Below are 24,899 nucleotides of genomic sequence, written 5' to 3'. Positions count from 1 at the left end.
TAGCGGAACAATTAAACGAATTGAAGATTACATTTTATTAAGCATCTATATTCGCGTAAACAGCATTTTTCTCAATGAACTCTCTACGTGGCGGTACCTCATCTCCCATCAACATAGAGAAAACTCTATCGGCTTCAGCTAAGCTATCAATGTTTACTTGACGCAAAGTTCTAAAGTTTGGATCCATAGTCGTTTCCCACAATTGTTCTGCGTTCATCTCCCCAAGACCTTTATAACGTTGAATACCGGCACTTCCACCCATTCTTTCGTTTGCCTGATCACGCTGAACATCATTCCAAGCATATTCTTTTTTGTTTCCTTTTTTTACCAAATACAAAGGTGGAGCCGCAATATATACGTGTCCTTCCTCTATTAATTCTTTCATAAAACGGAAGAAGAAAGTCAAGATCAAAGTAGAGATGTGACTACCATCGACATCGGCATCACACATGATGATTACTTTGTGGTATCTCAGTTTTTCAAGATTCAAAGCTTTACTATCTTCTGCAGTTCCAACAGTCACTCCTAAAGCGGTAAAAATATTACGAATCTCTTCGTTTTCAAACACTTTATGATGCATGGCTTTTTCCACATTCAAAATCTTACCACGTAGGGGTAAAATCGCTTGAAAGGCACGATCACGACCTTGTTTAGCCGTTCCACCTGCCGAATCTCCCTCGACAAGGTACACTTCACAACGTGCTGGATCTTGCTCAGAACAATCCGATAATTTTCCTGGCAATCCGCCTCCACCCATAACGGTTTTACGTTGTACCATCTCACGAGCTTTCTTAGCAGCGTGACGGGCTTGTGCAGCCAAAATTACTTTTTGAACAATGACTCTCGCATCATTTGGATTTTCTTCCAAATAATTCTCAATCATTTCACTCACTGCTTGACTCACAGGAGAGACTACTTCTCTATTTCCAAGTTTAGTTTTGGTTTGCCCCTCAAATTGTGGCTCCGCTACTTTTACCGAAATAATAGCCGTAAGTCCTTCACGGAAGTCATCTCCAGAAATATCAAACTTCAACTTATCCAACATTCCAGAAGCATCCGCATATTTCTTCAACGATCTGGTTAAACCAGTTCTAAAACCTTGCAGGTGTGTTCCTCCTTCGTGTGTATTAATATTATTTACATAAGAGAAAATATTCTCTGTATAACTCGTATTGTAAATCAAAGCCACCTCAACCGGAATTTCACCTTTTTCGTGGTCCATTGAAATAACGTGTGCGATAATTGGCTCACGATTCCCATCTAAGTAACGAATATACTCTTTTAATCCTTCATCAGAATGAAATATTTCTTGAACGAAATTCCCGTCTTTATCTACTTCTCTTTTATCCGTAAAAGTGATCGTAATTCCTTTATTTAAGAAAGACAATTCACGCATACGTGCCGACAAAGTATCATAAGAGAACTCTGTTGTTTGCGTAAAAATAGTTTCATCAGGATAAAAAGTTACAATCGTTCCTCTTTTTGTCGTTTCTCCAATTTGTTTTACTGGATATAACGCCTTTCCTTTTTCATATTCTTGCTCATATACCTTTCCGTCACTACTGTGAACTGTGGCACGCAAGTGATTTGATAATGCATTTACTACCGAAACCCCAACACCGTGCAAACCTCCAGAAACTTTATACGAATCTTTATCAAATTTACCACCGGCACCAATTTTAGTCATTACAACCTCTAGGGCCGAAACACCTTCTTTTTTATGTATACCTACTGGGATTCCACGACCGTTATCTTCTACACTTACAGATCCATCTTCGTTTATTGCTACACCAATAGTGTCACAATGCCCTCCCATGGCCTCATCAATAGAGTTATCTACAACTTCATAAACCAAATGGTGTAGTCCTCGAACACCTACATCTCCAATATACATCGATGGACGCATTCTTACGTGCTCCATTCCCTCTAATGCCTGAATACTATCTGCTGAATAACTGTTCTTCTTGATTTCTTCGCTCATATAATTTATTCTAAAAAATGTAATTATTGTCTAACACGCAAATATATAAAAACGCAAATTATATATCCGTTAAAATACCATTTAAAGCGCTTAAGTTATCAACACAATTGTTGAAAAAATCAAAAAAACGCCCCTAAATTCCGAAAATTATCCTCTTTAATAAAGAAATCATAAATCATTAATTGCCTTTTAAGGCTAATGACAAAGAAAAACAAAATCCGAAACAACCTTCTACAGGTCATTTCGGATTTTAAAATTATAAAAAAACTCTTTTTACCGCTTATTTTTTAGTAAAATCTCCTGCATAAACCGAAGTCATTTTTTCCAAACTTAAATACTTTTTCAAAGCCGCATTTACCTCTTCCACTTTCAATGCTTTTACTTTACCTTCCAAGGTATCATAATCCTCCAAAGGAATCCCATATTGAAGATACACATTGGTCAAACCTAGCAAAGCACCATCATTACCCAATCTGGTTTTTCTCTCATTGAGCCAGCTTCCTAAATTTGATTTTAATTCTTCCGCAGTAAAGCCATCTTTCAATGCTTTTGCAATTTCTTCTTTAGCTGCTAATTCAACAGCCGTCTTTTTGGTTGGATTTAAAAAAGCATAGTATGCCCAAGAAGCCACGTCATCTACCACCGGAACATTCATAAAAGATCCAGCTCCATAACTAATCCCTTCTTTTTCTCTTAATCGCATTGGAATTCTAGCGGTTAAAAATCCTCCACTACCCAAAATTTCATTAGCCATAAGCAATGCTGGGTAATCCGCATCTTTTAAATTCATCTTGAAACTTATTTTCCCTATCGCTACAGCATTTTCTTTATCAGGAGTAACAAACTCCTTCTCTAATTTTTTTGTCTCAAAATAGGTAGGTTTTGCCAGTACATATTTCGATTTAGAATTCCATTTACCAAAGGTATTTTCTAAAATTTCTCCTGTAGTTTTAGCATCTAGATCACCAACCAAACTTCCTAGTCCATTATTTCCACCTAAGATATTTTGATAAAAATCAACAATTTCTGATTGCTTAATCTTTTTATAAGCATCAATTTGTTCCTGTACGGTCGACGTATAAAAAATACTCTCTTTAGGATAATTTTCTGTTTGTTTAGAAAGCTGCGTAAAGGCCACCGATTGAGGATCATTTAAACTTGCCTCCAAATACGTATTATACTCTGCAATGGTTTTTGTTAGCTCATTTTGAGGAAAAGTGGAATTGACCAACAAGTCTCCCAAAATTTCCATCACTTCTTTAAAATTCTCTTTATAGGTACTCACACTCACCGTTAGCGTTTGTCCTGAAAAATTAAAATACAAACTAGATTTCAATTGATCCAATCGATCAATTATTTGCTCCTTAGTTCTGGTTTTGGTTCCCGTTTTTAACAATTGAGCCAAAATACTCCCTGTATCGGATTTTCCAGCTAAATCTTTTTCATTACTCACTGGAAATTTAAAACTACCCTGTACTTTCCCTCCTTTGATCTCTTTTTTAATCAGTCCGTACTTAACACCGTTACTAAGCTTGCCTTCGACAAAATTTTGCTTTAAATTCTTGATAGAAGCCTCAAATGGTGCCACTTCTTTTTCTAATGCTTTTCCTTTGTACTCCTTGGTAAAAGCCAATACTTGTTCATCTGTATATTCTGCCGGTTTCACGCGCTGTTCTTCCTTAGACGGAATAAACACCCCAACAGTTCTGTTATTGCTTTTAAAGTACCTCTCAGCTACTCTTTGGATATCCTCCTTGCTTAACTTCTCAATAGCATCTCTATAAAGAAAACCCAATCGATAATCTCCCGCTCCAATCACCTCGGTCAGATTGATCGCAAAGGAAATCGTATTGTTTTTTACACCCTCAATTTGTTTGATGATTTTCGCTTTGGCTCTGCTGACATCTTCATCAGTATACTTAGTTGTCCCAATTTTATCCATTTCGGCTCTTACAAGATCCTCTGTAGCCTTGACATCTTTATCATTCGGTAGACCTACTCCGAAATACATAAAACTAGCATCTCTAGTGGTAGGTTGCCAAAAGTAAATACTAGACACTTTCTGGGTTTCTACTAAGGTTTTATACAAATAACCCGACGGATCCGCCACTAAGATTTCTCCAAGGGCATCAAGAGCTGCATAATCTTTATCTGCATAGGCTGCCGTATGATATAAAGCCCCAATACTTTTACTGTCACCCGCCCTTTTGAGCTCCACAAACTTTTCACCATCTTGTGCTGGTTCTATCGTATAAGTCTTATTCAAAACTCTTTTCGGCTTTGGAATAGCACCAAAATATTGTCCGACATACTGTAAAGCTTTTTGCGCATCAAATTTACCAGCAATGATTAAAGTAGCATTATCCGGTTGATAATACTTTTCATAAAACACCCTCAAGGTATTGGCTTTTACTCTTTCAATATCTTCTTTACTTCCAATGGTACTGTTTCCATAATTATGCCACAGATAAGCCGTTGACATAATCCTCTCTTGCAAAACACCATCAGGATTATTTTCCCCTATTTCAAATTCATTTCGTACCACCGAGAACTCTTTGTCTAGATCTGTTTGTAGAATCGTAGCATTGACCATTCGATCAGCTTCCATCTCAACAAACCACTTTAAATTTTCATCCGTTGAAGGAAAAACTTCGTAATAATTGGTGCGATCCATCCAGGTAGTCCCATTAGCAGCTCCCCCTTTATCCGACAGCATCTTTTTAATGTCACCCAAATTTTTAGTGCTTTTAAAAAGCATATGCTCTAATAAATGAGCCATACCCTTCTCCCCATAGCCTTCGTTTTTAGATCCTACATTGTAGACGATATTAACCACCATATTGCTCTGGGAAGCATCCGGGATTAAAAGCACTTTTAGGCCATTATTCAGTGCATATTCCTTCACGCCTTCCACGTTAGTAATATACTTTGGCACTTCCGATTTTTGCGCGTAAACTGAACTCACCACAGCAAATGAGCAGTACAAAATTCCATTTAGTAATTGGTTTTTCATAGGGTCTAATTAAGCATTAAAATAGATTAAATTAATTATTTTCGGTACTCAAATATAGTATTTTTCCTAAATCCTTAAATGCTTAATCGCTGATTTTTAGTATTTTATTTTTCAACCCAAGACAAGGCTAACAAAAACGCCAACTTGCAAATGTTCCTACCCCAATAGCGCGTATAAAAAAAGTCCGAAATCAACATTCTAAATGTTCATTTCGGACTTTTATCCTATTGATCGCTTAATACCCTATCAAGGGTCTCTTTGTTTTTTCTTACTTCTTATACCGCTACTCCAGCTTTAGCCAGTTCTACATCAGCCTTTACGTGAGCCGCATTAGCCCTTCCACTTGGATCTTGGTTTTCTTGCCATTTCGGTATCCATTTTCGTACTGTTTGAGCAGCACTTACTTGCGGATAATACTGATGAAAAATAGACCTATAGAAATAAGCTTCTTTTGTTGTAGGGGAATTATATGGAAATTCAACACTTGCTTGAGCCAATTGTTCATCTGAAATTTGAGTAGCACAGTAAGCAATTAACGCATCAATCCAATTGTAACCCACTCCATCAGAAAATTGTTCTTTTTGTCTCCATAAAATCTCCTGAGGCAAATACGGATCTTCAGGCGTATCAAAAGCTTTTCTTAGAATATATTTCTCAATACCATCATAGGTTTTGGGTTGTTTTTCTGCCGTTTTAATTCGTATGGCCACGTCTAAAAAAGCCTCATCCAAAAAGGGAACTCTAGCCTCTAGTCCATTGGCCATCGTGGTTTTATCAGCACGCAATAAATCGGCTGTAAACAACTTTTGCACTCTTTCGATCGTTTCATCTTGAAATTCTTCTGTTGTAGGTGCATTTCTAAAATACAAATGTCCTCCAAAAATCTCATCAGCACCTTCTCCCGACAAAATCACCTTAATTCCTTGCTTGGCAATAGCCTTAGACAACAAATACATAGGCACGCCAGAGCGTACTGAAATAATATCATACGTTTCGATATGATAAATAACTTTTTTCAAAATTTCCACCCCTTCTTCTACCGTAAAAAGGATTTCGTGATGCTGAGTCCCTAAAAATGCCGCTGCGGTTCGCGCAGCCTTATTGTCTGGTGAATCCGCATCCAATCCGATCGAGAAAGAATGCAGTGGTTGCCCACTTTCTTTCCTTAATCGAGCGGCTATTGCCGAAGTTAAGGACGAATCCAAACCTCCCGAAAGCAGTACCCCAACAGGTACTTCACTCATTAATCGTTTGCGAGTCGCCTCAATCAAGGTCTCTCGGATTAAATCCAAATCCAAAGCCTCAGTAGCCTTAGCATGATCTTCATACTCCGGTCTATAATATTTTACAAAACCTGTTTTAGCCGTATAATAATGACCTGGAGGAAAAGTAGCAAAGGATTTACATTGATCGGATATGGATTTCATTTCTGAAGAAAAATAAATTCTCCCTCTTTCATCTAAACCATAGTACAAAGGCTTTACACCAATAGGGTCTCTTCCGGCGATATAATCATCACCATTGAGAATCACAAAAGCAAAATCCCCATCGAGTTTATGACAAAAATCGTATCCAAATTCTTCGTACAAATGCACGATCACTTCTGAATCTGATTTAGTTCTAAAATTATGTTCTTTTAAAACAGTATCTTTTAATTCTTGATGGTTGTAGATTTCTCCATCATGTACCATCCAAGCATTTTTAGTCCCTTGGATTGGTTGTTTACCCGTGCGCAAATCGATGATAGACAAACTTTCATGACTCAGAACACTTCCGTTTTCCATAATATGTAAATCACACTGATCAGGACCACGATGCGACATTCTTGTAGAAAGCTCTTTTACGAGTTGCGGGTCTTTTCCTTTACCAATTATGGCTAATAATCCAGACATACTATTCTATTTTTTATTTTTATTTTATCTCTAAACGATCTTACTATTACCTCTTGATTTTTTAGCAAAAGCCAAATATAAAAAAGAAAGTGCAACAACTTTTAAATTATTTCATAAGTCGCTGAAATATCACAAATTATCTCTTTTTTAACCAAGAAAAACGTCCTCCTTACAGAGAACGTCTTCCTACTTACTAATTCTAATCATTATATTATTTATGCCTTGGCATATGCATCATCGTGCACACTAGCCACTGCTCTACCAGACGGATCGTTCATGTTTTTGAAAGCCTCATCCCACTCCAAAGCAATCTTTGTACTACAAGCTACACTTGCTTCTTGAGGCACACATAACGCTGCTGCATCACTTGGAAAATGTTCAGCAAAAATAGAACGGTAGTAATACTCTTCTTTAGACGTTGGCGTTTGTAATGGGAACTTGTATTTAGCATTAGCCAATTGGTCATCCGAAACTTCTTTAGCTACCACTTCTTTCAAAGTGTCGATCCAGCTGTATCCTACTCCATCAGAGAACTGCTCTTTTTGTCTCCATGCTACACTTTCTGGCAACATATCTTCAAAAGCTTTACGCACTACCCATTTTTCCATTGGGTGCTCCTTGTTGATCATTTTATCTTGAGGGTTGATACGCATCGCTACATCCATAAATTCTTTATCCAAGAACGGAACACGACCTTCAATTCCCCAAGCGGCTAAACTTTTGTTCGCACGCAAACAATCGTACATATGTAACTTCCCTAATTTACGAACGTTTTCTTCGTGGAATTCTCTTGCGTTTGGCGCTTTATGGAAATACAAGTACCCTCCAAACAACTCATCAGCACCTTCACCAGACAATACCATTTTGATTCCCATTGACTTAATCACTCTAGCCATTAACCACATTGGAGTAGAAGCTCTAACGGTAGTTACATCATAAGTTTCTAAGTTGTAAATCACATCACGAACAGCATCTAATCCTTCTTGAATAGTGAATTTAATTTCGTGGTGAATCGTTCCAATATGTTTGGCTACAATTTGCGCTGCAGCTAAATCAGGAGAACCTTCAAGTCCTACTGAAAAAGAGTGTAATTGTGGATACCAAGCATCTGTAGTATCATCTGACTCAATACGCTTTTGTGCATATTTTTTAGCCACAGCAGACGTAATAGACGAATCTAAACCACCTGAAAGTAAAACTCCGTAAGGAACATCACTCATTAATTGTCTGTGAACCGCAGCCTCAAGAGCTTTTTTGATCTCAGGAATACTTGTTTCGTTATCTTTTACTGCATCATAATCCGTCCAGTCTCTTTTGTACCATTGTACAAATTCGCCGTCTTTACTAGTCATATAATGTCCTGGAGGAAACAACTCAATTTTTGTACAATATCCTTCTAAGGCTTTCAATTCAGAAGCCACATAAAAAGTTCCGTCTTGATCCCATCCGATATACAAAGGAATAATTCCCATATGGTCACGAGCAATAAAATACTCATCTTTTTCTACATCATAAATGGCAAATCCGAAGATTCCGTTCATTTCATCTACAAAATGAGGTCCTTTTTCTTTGTAAAGTGCAAGTATCACTTCACAGTCACTTTCAGTTTGAAAGTTATACTTCCCTTCAAATTGTTTACGCAATTCTCTGTGGTTGTAAATTTCACCATTTGCAGCTAAAACTAACTTTTTATCTTCTGTAAATAAAGGTTGTTTTCCTGAAGCTGGATCTACAATAGCCAAACGCTCATGAGACATAATAGCCTTATCATTACTATAAATCCCGCTCCAGTCTGGTCCACGGTGACGAATAATTTTAGACATTTCTAATACTTGAGGTCTTAAGGTTTCAGCTTTTTGTTTGAGATCAAAGGCACATACGATTCCACACATAACTATATATTTTTATTTGTAAATTTTATTTTGATAAGGCAAAGATGCAATAATGGTTACAATTGAAAAACATAAATATTCAATTCAGTTACAATTTTAAACCATAATTATGATTTTACATGTAAAATGTAAAATTTTAACATAAAAAAAAGCGCTAAACTTGAAAATTTCAAGTCAGCGGCTTGACAAAGTTATAAAACGCAATGTTTTACACAAATTAGTACACATAACACCATAATAAGAAAGAAACAATGAAACATTCTTAAACAATAGTCTAAAAAACGGTAGCAGTATTAGCCTCTAAAGTAATCACAGTATACTGCCAGACTTGTTCGTTTGTAGTATCCCCTTTAAAAGAAGTAATCCCAAAAAATTGAGCTATTCCACACTTTCAATAGTATAGTGTGTCTTATTGATTTCAAATTGAAACCCCACTTTATTCCCCATCAAATGAGATCCAAGAGGCGACTGTGGAGAAAGTGCAATCACATTAATACTCTCCATACTAATTTTAGGAAGCGCTACACTCAAATACAAATGAATCCCATTGGCTTTTACCAAACTTCCCACACTAATGTTTTCCGTTGTTTTGGAAGCGTCTATTTTATCTAAAATCGCTTTTTGGCCAATGGCTTCTTTTAATTTATGACTGAGCTTTTCTTGCTCAATATGCATCATGGACAAAGCCGTTTCATGTTTGTCTCCAGCCGAACCTTTAGCATCGTTTTTAGCATCTTCCGTCAAAGCCGAAATCATGTCTTTAAAAACATCAATTCGGTCTTGAACCATTTGCAAATAATAGGCCTGTATTTTTTCTTTGAAAGTCATTTCTTGTTTGATATTGCGTTATTAAGGCGTAAAATTCTAGTTATTCTTTTTTTTCTTATCAACGTTTGATTTCCTATCTGACGCTAGTTACAACCTATTGCTTATCACTCAAATAATCAAACTAGGAATCCCAATAAGCGAACGCTAATTTTAAAAAACAAATTCGCTAAGTCCTAAAAAGACTTAGCGAACCTTGTATAAAAACTGGGCCAACTTTGAAGTTAGCGCTTAAAAATCAAATTTATAATTTCCTCCTACTAACACCTGAAATCCTTGAACAGGATAATTCATCCATTTTTGGTAGGCTTGATTTCCTATATTGTTCAATTTCAAGAAAAAAGTCAATCGTTCACTGAAATTATACCCTAGATGTGCATTGGCATCCAAATAGCTTTTTAAGGTCACTGGAATTGGAGCTGAATTGGTCATCAACCCAATATTAGACTGCATGTCTTTACGTTCTCCCACATAAAAAACATTCACACCTGCATACCATTGTTTGGTAATGTTTACATCCAGATTCGAACTCAATTTCATTGAAGGTAAATTCCAAGCTTCTAAACCATCTGTTTTATAACTGTTGAAAGTTCCATTGATACCAAAAGAGACATTTTGTGAAAAATCAGCTTTTAATTCCGCATAAAAACGCATGGTTCTTACGTCATCATAAACCACTCCAAAAGAGTTTCCAAAAGCATAGCTTTCATTGATAGCCGCTTCTGTATAATCATTGGCTTTAAACAAGGCTTTTTCTTTTTCACTCAAGTAAGACCCAGTAAGATTATAACTTACGTTTGTAGCCAATTTCCCTTTTAGACCTGCAAAAAGAGTGTACTGATTACTAGAGGGCCTCATGTTCAAAGTCGGTGATAAAAATGGATTTTCATTCACAAAATCAGCATAAGAATTTTGATTCAAACTCCCGTTTGCTCCCGTGTAAAAAATCATTAAATCCCCTACTAGTTTATAGGAAGCATTCACTTTTGGATAAATATAAAACTTGTTTCCGCTGTTCTCAGTGTCCAAAGCATAAAACAATCCTGCTCCTAATTCTAAGGTCCAATCGTCTTTATGAACAACAAAACTTGGCTCAATACCAAAATTAGTCAAACTGTACTTTAATGGTCCGTTAATGCTTTGATCATAATAATTTTTGAATGAACCGCTAACGTGGTCTACAATAATATTAGTATTTATCGCTTGATCCATTACATCTATGCTGAAGGTAGGCTTCACATAAAAGCGATTTTCTGAAGAAGAAAAACTATCTGAAAAATGCGTAAACTTAGTGGCTATTTTACTGAAGATCCCTTCATTAAATTCCATCTTTCCTCCTAAGGAAATAGTATTATAAGAATGATTCGGATTCATGCCCATCACCAAGTCGTTACGTTCACCAGGAACTAAAGTCGAACCAAATTCAGCCGGCAAACCATACCAATTGTAGATTTGATTTTGATACCCTAAATCCACATTCCACGACATCTCCCTGTTGTTCACCCCATACCCTACATTAAGCGCTGTATCATAAAACTCATCATTCAATTCAATATCTTTGATACCACCTTGCGAGGAATGATGGCGAAACATCCCTGTCACGAAATCATTACTACCTAGATCTTGGGCTACAAACAATTCCGCATTTAATGTCCCATAATTCCCCACACCTAAAGTCGCATAATTATTAAATAATCGCTCTTTTTTAGATTTCTCTACTCCTTCGGCTTTTCCTTTTGAAGGTGTAAAAGTAGAAGCCACTGGCACTGATAAAATACTGTATTTTATCGTTTCTTTAGGTTGATTTCCCTTATCGTCAAGCGAAGGCGTTTCTTTTACTTTAAAAGCATCTGAGATCGTTGGTGAATATGGTTTTACCACATTGACCGTTTCCGTCCCTATGGTTTCTTGTTTCTTCTGTGCAAATGAAAGCTGAAAAACAAACAGCAAAATCAAAATGATGGTTTTATTCTGGAAATTAATTTTCATATTTTTTATACTTTTTTCGTAAAAGGCCTGCCCTAAAACCAAAACCCTTTTTACCACTTATTTTTACTTTTTACAATTATCAATTTTTAAATACGCTCTGCTAGGCTCTTTTACACTAGGCTTCCCAATCTCCTTTTGCAATGAATTGCGCTTTTCCGCCAATTTGAATGCTAAAATCATCTCCCTCTAGCTTTCCTTTGAAATAAATCTGAGACGGACGATCAATAACATCTCCTTGATAATTAATCAACTCAATTTCTGGCTCATGGTATTTTAAAAGATAGGCCTGTAAACAACTACTTGCACTACCTGTTGCCGCATCCTCTACCAATTGATTGTGTTCTATACACAACATTCTACTATACAATTTCGAATCCTCTAAGCAATAAAAATACAAAGCTCTATGTGTTGTTTTGCAATTTGTTTTCAGCCATTGGTCTGTTTTGTCTTTATCCAAAACTAAATCCTCCAATGCTTTTTTATTGGCAAGCGGCACCAGTACAAAAGCACTTCCTGTGCTCACTTCCTGAATGGGATATTTTTTGTCAAAATCTTGACTTTCTAAACTACTAAAACCTAAAAAATCTTCTTTCGAAAAAACATCCAAAAATTCTGGTTGCGCTGCTTTTAACCAAATCAACTCATCCGTTTTATGAATCGGTATCTCTCCAATGGGCACTTGCAGTTTAATGTTTCGAGGTTCATTTTTAAAAACCTTATGCATCAAAACCCAAGAGGTTCCAATAATGGGATGACCCGCAAATTTCATCTCGTGCGCAGGAGTGAAAATTTTAATTTCAGCCCTGTTGTTTTCCAAATCAAGCTGGGTTATAAAAGTGCTTTCTGCAAAATTAATTTCTCGGGCAATGGTCTGCATTTCTGCAGTACTTAAATGCCCCGCATCCAAAAAAACCGCCAACTGATTTCCGGCGTATTTACGCTCAGCAAAAACATCAACTATATAAAAAGGTAAACTCATTATCTCTGCTTATTTGGTAATCGATGAATTCGTTTTAGACTCTTCCAACTTAATAGCGCCTAACTCTTTCTTGGCTTCCTCCACCACGTCTGGATAATCCGTAAAATTATTGATTACATTATCCAAAATATAAGTAGCTTGATAACTATCTTTTAATCCATAGAAATTTTTAGCCATTAAAACCAAACTCTTCGCGCCATAATATTTATAGGCTGAATAATTCTTAGCTAACTTTTGAACAGAAACATTCGAAGCATCATACTTACCCTCTTTTGTTTTAAAATAAGCGTCATAATACAAGGCTTCAGCTGCAAGTTCTCCTTTTGATGTTGTCGCCAACTTCGCGTAAGCTGCTTTGGCTTTATCCTCATCTCCGGCTTGCATCGCTGCACGTGCTACTATAATCTGGGCATCTGCTTTTACATTGGCGTCTGCTTTTGGATTTTGTGCTACTTTGTCCGCATAAATCACAGCCTTATCATACTCCTTTTTGTCATAATAACATTTCATCAAATTCGCCTGAGCGAAAGATTTGTTTTGAGGAAAATCCGCTTCAGCCTCTAAACGTACCAAGACTGGAATCGATTGATCGCAATCGTTCGTTTTCAAGAATATCTGTGCTAATCTACTTAATGCTTGCTCGGTATATTCGCTTCTTGGATGCTCAATCACATATTGATAATGCGCTACAGCTTTGCTTTCAGAACCCTCTGCAAAATACAATTGTGCTAAATTAAAATTAGCTTCTAAGGCATGAATTCCTGTTGGGAATTTACTCACATAACCCGCAAAACCACTTATCGCTTGTTTGCTATTGTTTAATCCGAATTGTTTATTAGCCGCTTCATAAGTATCATTATCCAATTCCGCATCGGTCACGGCAACAAAATCTAAGGTACGTACCCAAGTCGCATACTCATCTACTTTTCCTGAATCCACATAAATCAATCTGGCAGTAGAAACTGCCTCTAAGGCTTCTGGTGTTTTTGGAAACTCAGCCGCTACTTTTTTAAATTTCGTCAAGGCCTGTTCATCACGATCCGAGTTGTAATAAATCAAACCTTGTTTTAAGATTGATTTTGAAGTAAACGAGCCACTTTTAAATTCCGAAATTAATTGATCATAGGTTTTAATCGCCTGATCATTCTTTTTTTCTACTGCGTAAGTATTGGCCAATTCAAATAAGGCATCATCTCTATAGGATGATTTTTTATACATCTGAAGGAAGTTATTTAATTCGTCTATTTTCTTATCGTTTTTAGACATAAACCCATAAGAAATGGCTTTCTGAAATTGCGCATAATCCGCATCCACTCCTTTTGCTTCGATGGCTTTGGCATAGGCCTCATTTGCGGCGGCGTATTTCGAGCTTACAAATCGACAATCCCCTAAACGCAAATACGAATCATTTAAACGCACTTTATCTTCTTTTGATTGCTCGATCTGAGCTTGAAAAGAGTTAGCTGCTTGATCGTATTCTTTCAACTTAAAATAGGTGTATCCAATATTGTAGTTGATGTTCTTATACTCCTCCGTAGTTTTAGCATTTGCCATACCAGCAAACTGCTTATAACTCAATAAGGCATTTTGAAAATCTTCTGTTACGTATTCTGATTCTGCTTTCCAAAAAGTGGCGCGAGCGGTAAATTCTGGATTCTTTTGCTCACTAATGGCACTTTTAAACATTTTTAAAGCTTCCTGATAATTGGATTCCGTATACAATTCTAAACCTCTATAGAAAAGCACTTTTTGATACGCTAATTTGTTTTCAGCTGATCTGTTATTTTCTAGTAAAGTAAGCGCTTCTTTATAATTTTTAGTAGAAATATAAGAGTCCACCAATAATTTTTCTACTTCAGATTTACTCGAGTTACTTGGGTATTTTTTTAAGAAATCAAGTAAAACTGCTGGAACAGTTTGGTAGGCATTTCCAATTTCATAACTAAGTTTGGCATAATTTAAAGCAGCATCTTCTTGAATTTGCGCATTAAAATTCATCTCCGAAGCATTTTTAAAAGCATTTAAAGCTTCTTGTTTTTTACCTGAATTTAAATAACTCAATCCCAAATGGTAATACGCATTTTGGGCCACAAAATCTTTTCCTTCAATGATTTTATTGAATTGAGAAATGGCGCTTTCATAGTTTTTTTGTTCGTAGTATGCGTAGCCTAATTGATAAAAGTCTGTATTGCTCCACTTCCCTTTTTTTCCTGTATATTGTTCTAAAAACGGAATCGCTTTACCGTATTGTTTTAAATTGAAATAACTTTCCCCAATAATTTTATTCAATTCCGATTTTTCAACTGCATTGGATTTGCTCATGGCTTTTTGCCCTAAATCAATTGCTTTTTGAAAATTCCCTAATTTAAAATTCATATCAGCTTGATAATACGAAAGCTTTTCTTTGTATTTTTCTTCCCCTGAAACTTCATCAAAGTATTTGGTTGCCTCTTTATAATTGTCCCCTTCATAGGCCATAAATCCTAAATAGTATTTGGCTTGAGAACCAAATACAGGAGAGTTGACCACTTTATTAAAATAGGCCGTCGCTTCTTTTTTCTTCTTAGCATTAAAATAGCTATATCCTTTTTGGAAATTAAATTTATCCGCATCGGATTTACTCATATAACTTTCATCTACCTTATCAAACCATTGTAAAGCCTTTGGATAGCTACCTTGTTCAAAGAAATACTGCGCCACTTCAATATAGGCCTGGTTTTGTTTGGTGCTGGTTGGATAATCCTCCACAAATTTTTCCATCAAAGCATCCGCACCAGCTTGATTGGTTCTAATGGCACAATTAGCAATGTAATAAGCACAATCCGATTGCACTTCTTCTGTAGTCGCGTTGTTTTTTACATTCTCAAAAATATGCTGTGCTGATGCATATTGTTTATCGTTGTACAGAGCCAGGGCTTTGTCAAAATCCTTTAAATCGTAGGTGTATATAGCCGATTTCTGTGCCGTCACGCTAGTCGAGATAAGGAGAACTTGAAATAAAAAGAAGCAAAAAAGTTTACGCATTTTAATTATATTTAGTATTCAAATGTATCATTTTATACCGTCTATAACGAAACGTTTTGCCCATTTATTATGAACAAATATTTAAACAGCTACTATTTACCCCCTGCTCAAAAGGCGAATTTCAAGCCTACAAGCCCTATAAGTTCCTACAAGACAAACACTTTACCAAGACCACTACCTGCCTTAGGCCCGTTAAGATATTTTTAAGAAAAATTCACCCAAGTCGACACTAACCCAAAGTTAAAACTGGACATTAGCATACATTTTTATTTTGTTTTTTAAAAAGTTTTCTCAAGAAATGATTCAAATTTATTTTGAATCCAAGCCTTAACTTATTACTTTTACCATTCAAATCAATCTATTATGTCAGAAACCGTACTGTCTCTTAAAGAAGTAACTATATATCAAGAAGGAAGAAAAATTTTATCTCATATTAATTTAGACGTTCAACATGGTGAATTCATCTATATAATTGGAAAAACAGGTTCTGGAAAAAGTAGTTTCATGAAAACTTTGTACGGAGATTTACCTTTAACTGAAGGGGAAGGACACATAGTGGAATTTGATTTAGCTACGCTAAAAGAAAATGACATTCCTTACTTAAGACGTAAAATTGGTATTGTATTTCAAGATTTCAAATTACTTCCAGACCGTTCTGTTAAAGACAATATGCTTTTTGTATTAAAGGCTACAGGCTGGGTGGATAAAGAAGCTATGGAACGCAAAATCGATGAAGTACTCGATAAAGTGGGCATGAAAGAATACACCAACAAAATGCCACATCAACTCTCTGGTGGTGAACAACAACGTGTTGCCATTGCTAGAGCCCTGCTTAACGATCCAGAGTTTATCTTGGCCGATGAACCTACTGGAAACCTAGACCCACAAACCAGTTCAGAGGTATTAGAAGTATTGAAAAAAATCAATGCCAATGGTAAAACCATCATTATGGCCACTCACGATTATGCTTTACTGATGAAATTCCCGTCTAAGACATTGAAATGTGAGGACGAAAGAATCTTTGAAGTGGTACAACGCAGCGTATAACCCTCTTTAGGTTTTCATTTATGCCATAGCTTGTTTTGCACTTTTCCTTGTGAAAAAGTCGGCAGAACGAGTCAATTGGTATTGGGTTAAGTTTAAAACAGAGGAATCTCTTTTCAGAATCCAGAGAGAACAGCCCTTATTCTTTGTGTTCCAAGGCTGGTAAATACCATTTGAATTTTACGGCCAGCAAACGAACCGCGATCATCACAACGCAGGTCACCAAATACAAAAGATCGTCGTTGAATTGTAATTTTTTCAATACAAAAAAAATGATTCCGCCCAGTATACAAATGGTTGCGTAGATTTCTCTTCTAAAAATTACTGGGATTTCGTTACAGAGTATGTCCCTGGTGACACCTCCAAAACAAGCCGTCATAGTCCCTAAAGCAATACAGATCAAGGGATGCAATCCTACTAATATCCCTTTCTCTAATCCAACCAAGGTGAAAACGCCCAAACCAATAGTATCAAACAAGAACAAAGAGGTGCGCAGTTTATCAAACTTTTTTCTAAAAATAAGCGCTAGTACAAAACCTAAAATAATCACATAAACCCACTTTAAATCAAGCATCCACCCCACCGGCGTTCGTCCAATTAGAACATCCCTTACGGTCCCACCACCAACAGCAGTTACAAAAGCAATGATAAAGACACCAAAAGGATCTAACCTTTTGTTCATTGCCGTTAAGGCGCCAGACATAGCAAAAGCCATGGTACCGATAATCTCTAATAAATCAAACATTGTTTTTATTTTAGTAGCAAAGATTCAAAAACGCTTCAGGGGCGAAGATTGAACTACTTGTTATTATTCTCTCTTATTTCTTTCCACATAAAACCTCTTCTATATCCCTACATATGCTGGGTATAAAAATTGTAATCTTTTAAAATAATGCGTAAAAAGTCTTTTTCGTTACCGGATTGATTTTTGATTCCCGTCACAGTCTCAATTTTAGCAACTAATTTGTGAATCGTTTCGTAATCATCTCTAACCTCCGCCTTTTGAAAAGTCTCTTTAATAATACGCATATCGTTATCGGACAATTTAATCACTAAGGGATAGGTCGGCACGTAAGCATCCCCTATCTCTTCCAAAATAGTATGACTGATATTGATTTTATTTTTTAAAGAAATCACAGCCGTCCCTGCTACCATATCTCCTAATCGCTGTCCTTTTTTACTGCTAACAATCGTCACCATAGCAATAATTCCATTGAAAATAGTAATGTCAATCAGCCTAAAAAACCATCGCATCAAATAATCTCCAAAACCAGCTTGGTACCCATCTATTTTAACCACTTTGATTTTATTCAATTTCTTACCAATGGTCTGACCTTCAAAAATACTTTCTAAAGTAAGGCTATAAATAACTACTGGAAAATAAAACATAAAAATAATCGACATCACTGACCATTGATCCAACTTTTGGAACAATCGCTCTACTTTCAACCAGTAAAAAAATATCCCATAAACTACGATGCAATACGCAATCTTAATCCCTAAATCAATAAAATAAGACCCCACTCGTTCCCCTGCTGAAGCCGATTTAAAATTTATTTTGACATTTTGTGTCGTATTTATAGATAATTCTGACATATTTTATACTTTAGTTTTATATTTTAGCCTACCATGAGAGAAGTTGCCTTCATAAAACAAAACAAAGAAAAATGGCTCGAATTTGAGCTCGCTATTTTCGGTAAAGCTAAAAAAAATCCTGATGAGTTAGCTAATTTGTACATTCAAATGATGAATGACTTATCCTATGCACAAACGTATTACCCCAAAAGTAAAACCGTTATCTACCTCAATCACCTCGCTACTCAGATTTATCAAAAAATTTACAAAACCAAAAGAGCGGAAAAAAACAGACTCCTAGAATTCTTCAAAACAGAAGTTCCTCTTCTTCTTTATCAATATCGAAGATACCTATTTTATGCCTTTGTTTTATTTTTTGCTACCGTTGGAATTGGTGTCGTTTCTGCTCGCTACGACCCTAATTTTGTTCGATTGATCTTAGGGGATGGTTATGTAAACATGACTTTAGAAAACATAAAAAAAGGAAATCCCATGGCTGTTTATGGCTCTGGAAGCAACTGGGGAAGTTTTATTGGCATTACCATGAACAACCTTTATGTGGGCGCCAGATGCTACATCTATGGTGTTTTTGGAGGCCTTGGTACTTTATATATCTCCTTGCAAAATGGTATTATGCTGGGATCCTTTCAATATTTCTTTTACCAGCAAGGTGTTTTCTGGAAAAGCGTTCGCGGGATTTGGATCCACGGCGCTATGGAGATTTTTGCTATCGTAATTGAAACAACTGCAGGTTTTATTCTAGGCGCGTCCATACTTTTCCCCAAGACTTTCTCTAGGGTAAACTCCTTTAAAATCGGTTTTAAAAACAGTTTTAAAATATTCCTTAGTACCTTTCCTTTTACGATTAGCGCTGGATTCCTTGAGGGGTTTATAACCCGATATTCCATTGACATGCCCACTTGGCTGAGCAGTTTGATCATTCTCTTTACCTTGAGCATCATCTCTTTTTATTATTTGATTTATCCTTTTATCGTACACCAAAAAACACAACAACAATCAGCCTCATTGACCTAATCGGAACACCTAATGAACAAAGTTTTCTTCCTTTTATTCTTTTTCTTTTGCCTCAGCGTTACTGCTCAGGATACTTTGGCAACGGCTGAGCCCACTAAAATGGTGTCTAAAAAATTTACACAAAAGGACATTCAAATCGATACCACTAGCCTTGAAGTTAAAAGCTTTGCGAAAAATTTCAAAAAAAAATATACCGGTTCAGACTTTGTTTACCAAGAACAAGTACCAGAGAAAAATGCTTGGGATCGTTTTAAAGAATGGCTAGCAGCCATCTTAAGAAATATATTCCATTTTAACAGCAATGAAACCTCCTTGAATTTTATTACTATTGCCTTAAAAACAGTAGCGGCTTTGGTTATTATTTTTGTGATCTACTTACTTGCCAAAGCATTCATTGGTAGAGAAGGCCAATGGATTTTTGGAAAAAATGCGAATAAAAAAACAATCTACTATTCCGATACCGAAAAAAACATACACCTTTTTGACTTTGAAAAACTAATTGCAGCAAGCCTTCAATCCGGAGAAAAAAGAACCGCCATACGGTATTATTATCTTTGGTTGTTAAAAATTATGGCGCAAAATCAGTATATAGAATGGGACATTGAAAAAACCAATTCGGACTATTTGTATGAACTTCAAAGACCAGCACATAAAGAAGAGTTTACCTACTTGTCTTATTTGTACAATTACATTTGGTATGGTGAATTTGAGATCGACCAAACCAGCTTTGAAAAAGCCGAAAACCGCTTTAAGAACGCTTTAAAAACCTTTGGCAATGAGTAAATCCATCAAAATTTATATTGCTATTTTGGTCGTTATTTTTGCGCTCATCTTACTTGGAGAACGCGACCAACCAAAACCTATTGATTGGCGAGCAACTTATGGGGTAAACGATAAGATCCCACTAGGATTATATGTTTTTAGCAAGGAAATCAAAGGGCTTTTAAAAAATCAAAAAGTCGAAAGGATTTCAACCCTTACGCCCTATGAGTTTTTAGACTCCAAATATGACGAAGATACTTTAGTGGAGAATTACACCATCAAGGGTACCTTTTTAAACATTGCCCCTGCTGGCATTATTGACGTTCAATCCATCAAAGAGATTTTTTATTTCGTATCGCACGGAAACAATGCTTTTTTGAGCATGAACGTATTTCCAAAAACTTTATTGGACAGTTTAAAAGTAGCATGCAATGCTGATCTTCAGTATACCGGAAACGACACCTCTTTAATTTGGTTGGCCAATGGAAAGCTAAATTCAAAAAAATATACCCTAACCGAAGGTTTAGGAGCTACCTATTTCTCTAAAATTGATACTTTAAACACTACGGTCTTAGGCTATCAAGGAAACAAAGGGCAACCCAATAAAAAAAACATTAACTTTATAAAGGTTCCTTATCAAAAGGGCTTCTTTTATTTACACACCCAACCAGCGGCTTTTACTAACTTTCATCTTCTCAAAGCTGACCATGCGCAATATGCACAAAGTGTATTATCATACTTACCAAAAGAAACCATATATTGGTACACCAAGGGGCAACTTAATGAGTCCATTTCAGATTCTCCTTTGCGTTATATTTTAAGCCAACCAGCTCTAAAATGGGCCTTGTATATTGCATTAATCGGACTACTGATTTTTATCCTTTTCAACGCTAAACGCAAACAACGGATAGTTCCCATACTCCAACCATTACCAAACTTAACGGTTGATTTCACCAAAACCATTGGCAATTTGTATCATCAAGAAGGTGATCATGGAAATATTATCGACAAAAAAATCATTTATTTCCTAGAAAGAATCCGACAAGAGTATTTAATCGATACCAGTAAACTCGACGCTGATTTTATTAAAAAATTGCATCATAAGACAAGAAAAGACGAAAAAGACATCCAAGAATTAGTACTTTTAATTAACCAACATCGAAAAAGTTACCACGGAAGCCTTGAAGAAGATTTAATCAAAATGAATAATGCTATCGAAAAAATAGTCAATTAAATAAACAAAACATGGACGATACCAATACATCAGAAGCAGCAATAACCAACGAGAATGTAAATTTTGAAACGAGAATAAATCTAGCACCACTACTCCATCACCTTACGGCCATCAAAAAAGAACTGGAGACTGTTATTGTAGGACAAAACAAAATGGTCGATCAACTTTTAGTAGCTATTTTGGCCAATGGCCATGTTTTATTAGAAGGTGTTCCAGGAGTAGCTAAAACCATCACAGCTAAATTACTATCGAAAACCTTAAGTATTGGTTTTAGTCGTATTCAGTTCACCCCTGATTTAATGCCTTCGGATATTTTAGGTACTTCTATTTTCAATTTGAAAACTGCTGAATTTGAATTTAAAAAAGGACCTATTTTCTCTAATCTAATCTTAATTGATGAGATCAATCGCGCTCCTGCCAAAACTCAGGCTGCCCTTTTTGAAGTGATGGAAGAACGTCAAATTACCATAGATGGTTCGGCCTACCAACTCGAAACTCCTTTTCTGGTCATAGCGACACAAAACCCTATTGAACAAGAAGGAACTTATCGTTTACCTGAAGCCCAATTGGATCGTTTTTTATTTAAAATTACCATTGATTATCCAAAGCTAAACGAGGAAATCATGATCCTTCAAAGAGAACATTTATTGCAGGATCAAGGCAAATTAGAAGCGATAAAAACCATTCTTTCTGCCCACGAAATAAAAGAATACCAAGCCTTAGTCAAACAAATTATTATCGAGCAAAACCTACTGGAATACATTGCGAGAATTGTAGTAAACACTCGCGAGAATGCTTTTCTATACTTAGGTGCCTCGCCTCGTGCTTCCATTGCGATTTTAAATGCGGCCAAAGGTTTTGCTGCCATTAGTGGACGCGATTTTGTAACACCCGAAGACATTAAAGAAGCCGCAATACCCGTTTTACAACATCGTGTTATTGTCGCTCCAGAACGAGAAATGGAAGGCATCACTAGCGCCGAAATCATCAAGCAAATTATCGAAACGGTAGAGATCCCCCGTTAATTTTTTTTTCGTATTACCCTCTGTAAAGCCCATTGAAAACCAGAAACTTTAACCTCTTTTAAATTGAAAATCCTAAAAAGTCTTTACCTCAATAACTTCTTTTTCTATGTGCTTATAAGCATCATCGGAGGCTTTGTTTGTGCTTTTATATTCCCGATTTTATACCAAGCTATTTGGTTTCTTCTTTTGATATTAAGCAGCTTTTTAGTTTTGGATGTTTTGATTTTGTTTTTAGCAAAAACAGGTCTTCAAGCCACCAGAGATACCCCTGAAAAACTTTCCAATGGAGATTTAAATCCCATAAAAATCACCATAAAGAACCACTACACTTTTCCTATTTCAGTCAAAATTATTGATGAAATTCCATTTCAATTTCAAGTTAGAAACTTCGAAATTATTACAAAGATTAAAACCGCCGCTCAAGATCAAGTTAGCTATGATTTACGCCCTACAGAGCGCGGTGAGTATTACTTTGGGAATTTGAATCTCTATGTGACTTCTCCCTTAAAGTTGATTTCAAGACGATTTACCTTCGACAAGGACAAAATGGTACCCACTTACCCTTCCTATATTCAACTCAGAAAATACGATCTATTGGCTTTCTCGAATAATATCTTTCAATACGGCATCAAGAAAATTCGCCGAATTGGTCATACCATGGAGTTTGAGCAAATCAAAGAATATGTTCAAGGCGATGATCTTAGAACCTTAAACTGGAAGGCGACCGCCAAGAAAAATGCCTTGATGGTGAATCAATTTCAGGACGAAAAATCGCAATCGGTTTATATGGCCATTGATAAAGGTCGCGTGATGCAACTCCCTTTTAACGGATTGAGTTTATTGGATTATGCCATTAATTCTACTCTGGTTTTATCCAACCTTATCCTGAAAAAACAAGACAAGGCAGGTATTTTTGCTTTCTCTAAAAAAGTGGAAAACCGCGTTTTTGCAGAAAAAAAAGCCAGCCAAATGCAAAAGATCCTAGAAACCTTATACAATATCAAAACGGACTTTTTCGAAAGCGATTACAGTCGATTGTATGTGGATATCAAGAAAAACATCAATCAAAGAAGTTTGATTATTTTGTATACCAACTTTGAAACCATGGATGGGTTAAACAGACAATTACCTTATTTAAAAGGGATTGCCAAAAGTCATTTGTTAGTGGTAGTCTTCTTTAACAATACAGAATTGAATGAGATTATCAACAAAAAAGCAGACAGTATCCAAGAGATTTACGATAAAGTAATTGCCGAAAAATTCATGTTCGAAAAAAAATTGATAACCAACGAACTCAAAAAATACGGCATCCATTCTGTCCTTACTCAACCTGAAAATCTTACCTTAGATGCCATCAACAAATACTTAGAAATTAAGTCCAGAGGCATTTTATAAGAGCATCAAAAACAAATAAAAACATTTCCAGTAATAATCGAAAACCACCAACGCTTTTATTCTGATCAGTAACCGCTATTAAACCCTATAAAAGAAAACAAACTATGAAAAAAACACTTTTAGCTGCTCTGGTTTTTGTCAGCTTTTTGTCCCGTGCACAAAAAACAGAAAACATCATCATCATCACTACTGATGGTTTTAGATGGCAGGAAGTTTTTAAGGGAATGGATCCAGCTCTGGCCGACGATAAAAAATTTAATCAAGGAGACAAAGAGTACATTTATAAGAAATATGCAGGGGAAGATTTTGCAGCATCTCGCAAAAAAATCATGCCTTTTTTATGGTCTGAAATCGCCTCTAAAGGGCAGATCTATGGCAATCGCGATCTTGGTAATAAAGTAGACGTTTCAAATCCTTATTGGTTTAGTTATCCTGGATATAGTGAAATCATGACAGGAAACGTAGATGTTGCCATTAATTCTAACGGTTATAAAGCCAATCCCAATGTCAATATTTTAGAATTTTTAAACCAACAACCCAAATTAAAAGGAAAAGTAAATGCCTTTGGTGCTTGGGATGCTTTTGATCGAATTTTAAACGAAGAAAGAAGTGGCTTTCCAGTTATCTCCGCCTTTGATCCAGTAGGTGGCATTACACCAACAGCGAATCAAAAATTACTCAATGAGATGAAAGAAAATTCATTTAAACCATTTCACCAGGACGAATGTTTAGATGTATTTACACATTATCAAGCCTTGAATGAACTCAAAACAAAAAAACCAAAAGTACTCTATGTTGCTTACGGAGAAACAGATGAATGGGCACATGCAGGACACTATAGATCCTATCTTGACGCTGCCCATCAAGTAGACAAATGGATTAAGGAAATTTGGGATTTTGTTCAAAATGACCCCCAATACAAAAACAAAACTACCTTAGTGATCACAGTAGATCATGGCCGTGGCGATCAAACAAAAACACAGTGGACAGATCATGGTGCTGATGTACCAGGTGCTTCCCAAATCTGGTTTGCGGCCATTGGACCGAAAATAGCAGCAAAAGGAGAAATCAAAACAGCATCTCAATTGTATCAAAAGCAAATTGCTCAAACCATTGCTAAAATCATGGGATACACTTTTACAGCTCCACATCCTGTAGCCAATGAGATTACTGAGGTGCTTGAAAAATAAAGAACTAAGACCTTATTCTTTTTTTCTACCTGCAAGGTTCTAAA

General features: G+C 36.1%; 17 protein-coding genes. 7 read left to right on the top strand and 10 right to left on the bottom strand.

Annotation, left to right across the window (positions count from 1 at the left end):
• Positions 1-37: 37 nt before the first annotated feature.
• From gyrB to AC51AA_RS17950, 8 genes are all read right to left on the bottom strand, one after another.
• On the bottom strand, positions 38-1,981 hold the full coding sequence (gene gyrB, locus AC51AA_RS17985; RefSeq protein ID WP_500703572.1) for a DNA topoisomerase (ATP-hydrolyzing) subunit B: 1,944 nt from the start codon (positions 1,979-1,981) through the stop codon (positions 38-40).
• A gap of 280 nt (positions 1,982-2,261) precedes the next feature.
• Entirely contained in the window at positions 2,262-4,994 is a 2,733-nt protein-coding gene (locus AC51AA_RS17980) for a M16 family metallopeptidase (protein WP_500703571.1), read from the bottom strand.
• A gap of 275 nt (positions 4,995-5,269) precedes the next feature.
• Entirely contained in the window at positions 5,270-6,886 is a 1,617-nt protein-coding gene (asnB, locus tag AC51AA_RS17975) for an asparagine synthase B (RefSeq protein WP_500703570.1), read from the bottom strand.
• Between the two features lie 215 nt (positions 6,887-7,101).
• The gene (gene asnB / locus AC51AA_RS17970; protein WP_500703569.1) at positions 7,102-8,778 is read right to left on the bottom strand and encodes an asparagine synthase B; all 1,677 of its coding nucleotides are present in this window, start codon (positions 8,776-8,778) and stop codon (positions 7,102-7,104) included.
• A 378-nt stretch (positions 8,779-9,156) separates the two neighbouring features.
• Entirely contained in the window at positions 9,157-9,606 is a 450-nt protein-coding gene (locus AC51AA_RS17965) for a hypothetical protein (protein ID WP_500703568.1), read from the bottom strand.
• 228 nt (positions 9,607-9,834) lie between these two features.
• A complete protein-coding gene (locus AC51AA_RS17960; RefSeq protein ID WP_500703567.1) occupies positions 9,835-11,592 on the bottom strand; it encodes a TonB-dependent receptor in 1,758 nt (585 codons plus the stop codon).
• A gap of 115 nt (positions 11,593-11,707) precedes the next feature.
• Complete coding sequence (locus AC51AA_RS17955) at positions 11,708-12,571, bottom strand: PhzF family phenazine biosynthesis protein (RefSeq protein WP_500703566.1); 864 nt, start codon at positions 12,569-12,571, stop codon at positions 11,708-11,710.
• A 9-nt stretch (positions 12,572-12,580) separates the two neighbouring features.
• Entirely contained in the window at positions 12,581-15,595 is a 3,015-nt protein-coding gene (locus AC51AA_RS17950; protein ID WP_500703565.1) for a tetratricopeptide repeat protein, read from the bottom strand.
• Between the two features lie 363 nt (positions 15,596-15,958).
• Between AC51AA_RS17950 and AC51AA_RS17945 the strand changes: the two genes are divergently transcribed.
• Positions 15,959-16,642: a cell division ATP-binding protein FtsE gene (locus AC51AA_RS17945; RefSeq protein ID WP_500703564.1), complete on the top strand. Its 684-nt coding sequence runs from the start codon at positions 15,959-15,961 to the stop codon at positions 16,640-16,642.
• 136 nt (positions 16,643-16,778) lie between these two features.
• On the opposite strand, the gene AC51AA_RS17940 is transcribed toward AC51AA_RS17945, so the two are convergent.
• Both AC51AA_RS17940 and AC51AA_RS17935 read right to left on the bottom strand, forming a co-directional pair.
• Entirely contained in the window at positions 16,779-17,384 is a 606-nt protein-coding gene (locus tag AC51AA_RS17940) for a trimeric intracellular cation channel family protein (protein WP_500703563.1), read from the bottom strand.
• 107 nt (positions 17,385-17,491) lie between these two features.
• A complete protein-coding gene (locus AC51AA_RS17935) occupies positions 17,492-18,235 on the bottom strand; it encodes an RDD family protein (protein ID WP_500703562.1) in 744 nt (247 codons plus the stop codon).
• 33 nt (positions 18,236-18,268) lie between these two features.
• On the opposite strand from AC51AA_RS17935, the gene AC51AA_RS17930 reads away from it, so the two are divergent.
• From AC51AA_RS17930 to AC51AA_RS17905, 6 genes are all read left to right on the top strand, one after another.
• The gene (locus tag AC51AA_RS17930) at positions 18,269-19,249 is read left to right on the top strand and encodes a stage II sporulation protein M (RefSeq protein ID WP_500703561.1); all 981 of its coding nucleotides are present in this window, start codon (positions 18,269-18,271) and stop codon (positions 19,247-19,249) included.
• A gap of 12 nt (positions 19,250-19,261) precedes the next feature.
• The gene (locus tag AC51AA_RS17925; protein WP_500703560.1) at positions 19,262-20,032 is read left to right on the top strand and encodes a DUF4129 domain-containing protein; all 771 of its coding nucleotides are present in this window, start codon (positions 19,262-19,264) and stop codon (positions 20,030-20,032) included.
• A complete protein-coding gene (locus AC51AA_RS17920; RefSeq protein ID WP_500703559.1) occupies positions 20,025-21,245 on the top strand; it encodes a DUF4350 domain-containing protein in 1,221 nt (406 codons plus the stop codon). Before AC51AA_RS17925 ends, AC51AA_RS17920 begins: the two co-directional genes overlap by 8 nt.
• 11 nt (positions 21,246-21,256) lie before the next feature.
• Positions 21,257-22,270 (top strand): AAA family ATPase, encoded by a 1,014-nt coding sequence (locus AC51AA_RS17915; RefSeq protein WP_500703558.1) that lies wholly within the window; start codon positions 21,257-21,259, stop codon positions 22,268-22,270.
• A gap of 63 nt (positions 22,271-22,333) precedes the next feature.
• Positions 22,334-23,665, top strand: coding sequence for a DUF58 domain-containing protein (locus AC51AA_RS17910; RefSeq protein WP_500703557.1), 1,332 nt, complete (start codon positions 22,334-22,336; stop codon positions 23,663-23,665).
• A 104-nt stretch (positions 23,666-23,769) separates the two neighbouring features.
• Positions 23,770-24,855: a phosphoglyceromutase gene (locus AC51AA_RS17905; protein WP_500703556.1), complete on the top strand. Its 1,086-nt coding sequence runs from the start codon at positions 23,770-23,772 to the stop codon at positions 24,853-24,855.
• Positions 24,856-24,899 lie beyond the last annotated feature (44 nt).

The organism is Flavobacterium sp. OHVDL-2026-0007 (genome assembly GCF_059882335.1).
The sequence above is the reverse complement of the archived record's forward strand: the minus strand, read 5'-3'. Positions and strand labels throughout refer to the sequence as shown.